This window comes from Bacteroides coprosuis (genome assembly GCF_020741705.1).
Classification (GTDB): Bacteria; Bacteroidota; Bacteroidia; order Bacteroidales; family Bacteroidaceae; genus Bacteroides_E; species Bacteroides_E coprosuis.
This window is the reverse complement of the sequence record NZ_DYYK01000006.1, coordinates 1-6,002: the sequence shown is the minus strand read 5'-3', so window position 1 is coordinate 6,002 and position 6,002 is coordinate 1. Positions and strand designations below refer to the sequence as shown.

The following is a 6,002-nucleotide window of genomic DNA, read 5'->3' as shown; positions in this document are numbered from 1 at the left end:
TGGATATAGGTTTGCTTTCTTGTGGCTGAGGTGTTTTTTGGAGTGAGATAGACTATAAGGTGAGATACCCCTAACTCTTGTGCATTTGTTGAAGCATCAATCACAGTACTATGATACTTTTCTCTCGGATTGTATTTTTCTGCATCACTCTCTAAGCAAAAAGCTTCGCAAATTAGCCAATCCGATTTTCTTACATATTGAGCTGTTTTAGCATTATAAGGTTCATCTCCTAAGCAACTTACAATTTGTCTGTTGGGAAGTACTGTTTTAAAGCCAAACTGCTTGAGCTTTACGGAATAAATATCGAAAAAAGTAAAATCACATCCCTGAATAGATACTTCTTCACCGTTTTCAACAGCTTGGAAGAAGATGCGCTTATCTATCTTATCGGTAAATTTTAAGGGGAGAGTTTGCATACAAGCATAGCGTATAAAGTCGATCACTTCTTGATGTCCATACACCGTAAAGTTTCCTTTATAAATGCCATCATGCATATAAAGTCCTATAAATCGAATTACCCAAATAGCACCTAGCACGTGGTCGGAGTGATTGTGTGTTACAAACATATTCCGAATTGAAGTAATGGGAATATTCGCTTTTTCACATTGAGAAATAATGCCGTTTCCACCACCACCATCTACTAAGAAATATTCTTCTCCTTGCTGGATAGCAAAACAAGCATTGTATAATTTGGTGGCAAAAGCATTCCCTGTACCTAAAAAGACTAAACGATTCATAAGCTTAATGTTGTTTGTATTCCCCTCAAAAGTATAGGAAATAATTGGAATATAAAGCTCTATTTTTTTTGGAATTGCACTCACATAGTGCATTATTTGCATTATTTTGACCTATGTGGGTGCAATAATTAAGTGTTTCTTTATTCTTAAATCTGTTTTACTCCTTGATTACAGATCTTCATTACTCCAATACAGAAAGTGAGAGGTGTTTTATTAGGATGTGTATTACCTATAATATGAAGTTACTTATTCTCTTCAATAAATAACCTCATTTCATTGATCATCATATCAACAATTCTAGAAGTTTCTGTAGAATCTATTAGGCTAAAAGTAGATAGGTTAGAGAAATCAGATAAAATCATTTTATCCTTTTGATTGAAACTAAAATCTCTGTGTTCATTCTTCTCATTTTCATGATGTATTCCCATAGTGAACCCTTGACCGTCATTCGATATATAGAATACCTTATTATAGAGGGTGAAATGAATTCTAAGTCCTCTTATAGAGTTGTTATGAGTCTTGGAGGTAATTTTTTTTTCAGTTAATCCTTCAACAAGAGTTTCAAATTCTTTTTCTAATTTTTCAGTGAGTAGGGTATAAAACTCATGAACTGTATGCCATTTAATATGCTTGAATTGTGTTAAAACCAATTTCTCTTTTGCGGGCATAGATTTTGGGTCTTGACACCAAAATCTATGAGCGATATCTCTGTTTTCTAGTTTTATTGTATTCTTTAATGCTAAGGCTAATTTATAGTTGTTGGTAATACTATAAATAAGGGTGAGATATTGCTGTATAGCTAGTCTAAGTTCACTGGTAAGATCCTCATTGAGACATAACTTTAGCCATTTTGGTATATGCTTTATATAACTGATATTTAAGCAGGATACTGTAAAGTTCTTCTTGAAACTAGGATCCTTTCCGTCTAGAGTTAGATACACTAAGTAGATATTCCTATCGGGATTCTTCTTGTGTCTAGACTTATAATAAACCATTAATTGGGGAGTAACTTTCTCCCCTTCCTTTTTGTTAGAATCGGATGCAAAAATTTTATTCTCAATTATGATTTCACTGTTACTACTCTTATTTATGATAAGTATATCTATGTCCTCTTTTTCTTTCTTTTCTTCTTCCGTGGGATACACTGTAATGGAGCTAGTATCAATGGAGTGAGTATCGAAAGGTTTTAACTCTATTGTACTCAAGAATAATTCAAGAAAAGTAGTACCTTTTTTATGACTAGCATCAGGATTTAGCAAAAAGGAGATAAATCGAGAATGGAGTCTTCTTTCATCTGTTTTATGATGCATCGCAGTGAAAACATTGAACTTTTCTTGCTCAAATAATTTATGATCTTCACAAATACCTGTTACTAAATTTTTATATTCTCTGTCCATAGTAATGTGTTAGGTGTAATTTTAAAAATAGATTTTCTCCTTGCTACAGCTTTCCACCAATCCCCTTAAACTTTTCTACAAAAGCACTTACCTTTTGGAATATTCTTTGTTTTATGGTTAGGTACTTAGGATTTAGTGGGCTCATTCTAGGTAAAACGGCATTGAGTTCGGTACCATTTTCTGTAGCAAACTCTCGTTTTAAGGAAGAGATAATGTAGCGTTTAGCTTCCTCTTCATTGAGATTCTCTTCGGCTATTAATTCTGTAGCTTCTGTTTTCTGTTTCTCTTGTGCATATTCAAAGAATGATTGTATGATACTTGTTTTATCTTGAATAGAATTTAGGTCGGTTGCATGTATAAAATCGACTACTAAGCTCTCTTTGGCTCTATTGCCAATACTGGCACGTATCACTCTACGAATTTCTTCAACTAGTGAGTCTTTATCTTTGGTTTGTTTGTTGTTCTCAAAGATCAACTCTAGGATATAATCCAAATTGATTTCTTGAGATTTAAGCAAATCTACTTCAAACACCACATCATCCCAGTCTATCTTTGATTCTTCTGCTTCTTTGCCTTTTCGTTCTTGTCTGAGCCAGTCGCGAATATCGTTGTAGGTAGAACGATAATCTTGAATAGTTCGTTCTGCGGGAACCTCAATGTCCTGCATGGTTGCTATATCTTCATCGGTAAGGAAATGAGCTTCTTTAAAGGCTTCAACCTCTTGAGCATCGTCTTTGTTTATGGCTTGAAAAGCTTTGAGATGGGTAAACTCATCGTAGTTTTGTAGGATGTTTTCTATGCGTAAGTACTCCCCAAATAGTTTAGAAAACTCTTTTTTATCTTCCTCTCGGTCTATTACTTCTGGATCGGGGAATTTCTCTTTCAGTTCTTTCACTACCTCAATATAACCTCTGCGAGCTTTGCCTGAGGCTATATCGGTGAACCCGTCTAAGTACTCTTTATAACTCTTTTCAAGGACTACGTTTTTGGTGTTTTTATCTCCAAACAAGGTAATCGCATCTACCGTAGCTTGTTCTAAATCTCTGAAAGTTACAATGTTTCCAAAGGTTTTAGTCGCATTGTAAATACGATTGGTACGCGAAAAGGCTTGCATCAATCCATGGTATCGCAAGTTCTTATCTACAAACAAGGTATTGAGTTTAGGTGCATCAAAGCCCGTAAGAAACATACCTACCACAATCAATAAATCAATCTCTTTGTCTTTTACTCGTTTGGCTAAGTCGCGATAGTAGTTTTGAAACTCGTCGCTACCCACACCATAACTTGTTTTAAATAGAGCATTGTAGTCGTTGATGGCTTTATCCAGAAACTCTTTGGAGCTAGTATCTAAGGCTGAAGGTTCAAAGGTTTCATCTACAATTGTACCTATGGCATTTTGCTCTTCATTGGGGGCGAATGAGAATATGGTAGCAATTTTTAGAGGCTTGTCACTCTTCTCTTGCAAACGGCAGAACTCTTCATAATAACATTTTGCTGCATCTACACTGCTAACTGCAAACATGGCATTGAAACCCTGGTTACTGCCTTGATTGCGGTGCGTTTTTATTCTAAAATTATCGAGTATATACTGAGAAATCTCTTGAATACGAGCAGGGTGGAGTAGTGCTTTCTTGTTTTCTGCCGCACTTAGCTTTTCTAAATCTTGTTCGGTTTCTATTCCTTTGAATCGAGGGCGAACATTATTATAATCCACTTTGAATTTGAGTACTTTCTCATCTCTGATGGCATCAGTAATGACATAAGAGTGCAACTCTCTGCCAAATACACTAGCTGTGGTTTCTGATCCTAAAGCATTTTCGGGAAAGATGGGAGTTCCTGTAAAACCAAACTGATAATACTTCTTGAATTTTTTCTTCAGGTTCTTTTGAGCTTCACCAAATTGTGAACGGTGTGCTTCATCAAAGATAAAGACCACTTGCTTTTGATAAATCGCCAAATTGCTTTCGCTTTTTATCAAGTTATTGAGCTTTTGAATAGTGGTAACTATGATTTTATTGTCATCCTTGGCTATGTTTTCTTTTAGCCCTGCGGTGTTCTTTGAGCCGTTTACACTATCGGGAGAGAAACGTTGGTACTCCCTCATGGTTTGGTCATCGAGGTCTTTACGGTCTACTACAAAGAATACTTTATCTATAAAATCGAGTTGGGTAGCCAAGCGAGCTGCTTTAAAGCTAGTCAGCGTTTTTCCTGAGCCCGTAGTGTGCCAAATGTATCCTCCACTCTCTAGGGTAGACCAACTTTTAGCCTGATACGCACTTTTAATTTTCCACAATATTCTCTCTGTTGCAGCAATCTGGTACGGCCGCATGATGAGGAGTGTGTTGCTGATATCGAAAACCGAATACGTGAGCAATACATTTAAAAGGGTTCGCTTCTCAAAAAAGGTAGCTGTAAAGTCTTTTAGGTCTTTTATTAACGTGTTATCTGCCCGTGCCCAATTCATAGTGAAATCAAAACTGTTTTTATTTCGTTCTACGGTATTGGCAAAGTAGCGGGTATCGGTACCATTGGAGATTACAAATATCTGTATGTATTTATAGAGTGATTTATCACTGTTAAAGCTCTCTTTGGTATAGCGATGTACTTGGTTAAAGGCTTCACGAATGGCAACTCCTCGTTTTTTTAATTCAACTTGCACCAAGGGCAAGCCGTTTACGAGTAGGGTTACATCATAGCGATTGGCATGTGTGCCCGTTTGTTCAAACTGGGAAATCACTTGCACTTTATTACGAGCTATGTTCTTTTTATCTACCAAGTAGATGTTTTGAATATGTCCGTCGTCAAACACAAAATCGTAGATGTAATCATCGTGTATTTTGCGGGTTTTCTCAACGAGGTTATCGCTGGGTTTGTCTAAATATTCTTCTACATAACGTGCCCATTCGCTATCGGTAAACTCCATTTCGTTGAGTGCTTGTATCTGCTTACGCACATTGGCAAGCATAGCCCCAACGGTAGTTAGGTTTGTTACTCGTTCATAACCTTGATTTACGAGGTCTTGTATCAACTCTTGTTCCAAGGCGGCTTCCGATTGATAAACAGTAGCTGCTTCATTCACCACGGAGTCTTTGGTATATTTATCTAGAACGATGAAGTTCTTCGATTCTGCTATGGGTGTATATTCTGTCATGTTGTTTTTCATTTATCCTTAGGAAAGGAAAGTAATAAATCTCGGTAATATTCGTACTGCTTTTCTCTTAGTTCTATTTCTCGGGGCAACCCTTCGCTGATGGAGCTAGTGAGGGTGTCGAATTTATCTAAGATGGAGACAATTCGAGCTTGTTCTTCGAGAGAGGGGATGGGGATTTTTGTTAATTGTAGTCCCCTGGCATTTATTGCTGAAATTTTCCCTGAAGAAATATGTCTTTTAATTTGGTCGTGATATTGTTTCGTGCGTGTAAAATAAGCTACATATTTGGGGTTTAATGGGCTCTTAAATGAAAAACAAGCATCATGGATTACAACACTTTTATCACCCAACCAAGCTGTACCCATACCAATATCTTCAATAGTCTCTCCTGCAGCAACAATAATAACTGTATTCTTTTTAGCTACTCTTAATTTCTTCCTTTCAACTAGAATTTCACTGAGAAAAGATTTACTTTTATTAGCCCAAGTTCCATAATAAGTGTACATTTCTCCATAATGGATACAAGGAGTTCCTTCTGAAATCATATCACTTTTCACGAATCGTTTTCCTCTTTGAAACTCTCCAACTTCTCCCAACGTCTTCCACTCAACCTCGTCTTCCTCAAAAGTAAGTAGTTGTTCACGGTAATACTCGTACTGCTTTTTACGGGCTGTAAGCTCTGCTGTAAGCTCTGCTGTAAGCTCTGCTGTAAGTTCG

4 protein-coding genes are annotated in these 6,002 nt (G+C 36.7%); all 4 read right to left on the bottom strand.

The window, feature by feature from the left end; genetic code table 11:
• Positions 1-737, bottom strand: a 737-nt coding sequence (locus tag K8V80_RS00205) for an MBL fold metallo-hydrolase (protein WP_276774435.1), incomplete at its 3' end; no start/stop codon positions are given.
• Positions 738-979: 242 nt separating this feature from the next.
• Complete coding sequence (locus tag K8V80_RS00200) at positions 980-2,134, bottom strand: PD-(D/E)XK nuclease family protein (protein WP_276774432.1); 1,155 nt, start codon at positions 2,132-2,134, stop codon at positions 980-982.
• 43 nt (positions 2,135-2,177) lie between these two features.
• Positions 2,178-5,285, bottom strand: coding sequence for a type I restriction endonuclease subunit R (locus tag K8V80_RS00195; protein WP_276774429.1), 3,108 nt, complete (start codon positions 5,283-5,285; stop codon positions 2,178-2,180).
• A gap of 8 nt (positions 5,286-5,293) precedes the next feature.
• Positions 5,294-6,002 (bottom strand): restriction endonuclease subunit S (locus K8V80_RS00190; protein ID WP_276774426.1); only part of this gene is annotated, 709 nt, incomplete at its 5' end.

What these genes read in the sequence shown, in the direction of transcription:
- K8V80_RS00200 (WP_276774432.1), bottom strand. Translation starts at nt 2,134, where the DNA reads ATGGACAGAGAATATAAAAATTTAGTAACAGGTATTTGTGAAGATCAT.
- K8V80_RS00195 (WP_276774429.1), bottom strand. Translation starts at nt 5,285, where the DNA reads ATGACAGAATATACACCCATAGCAGAATCGAAGAACTTCATCGTTCTA.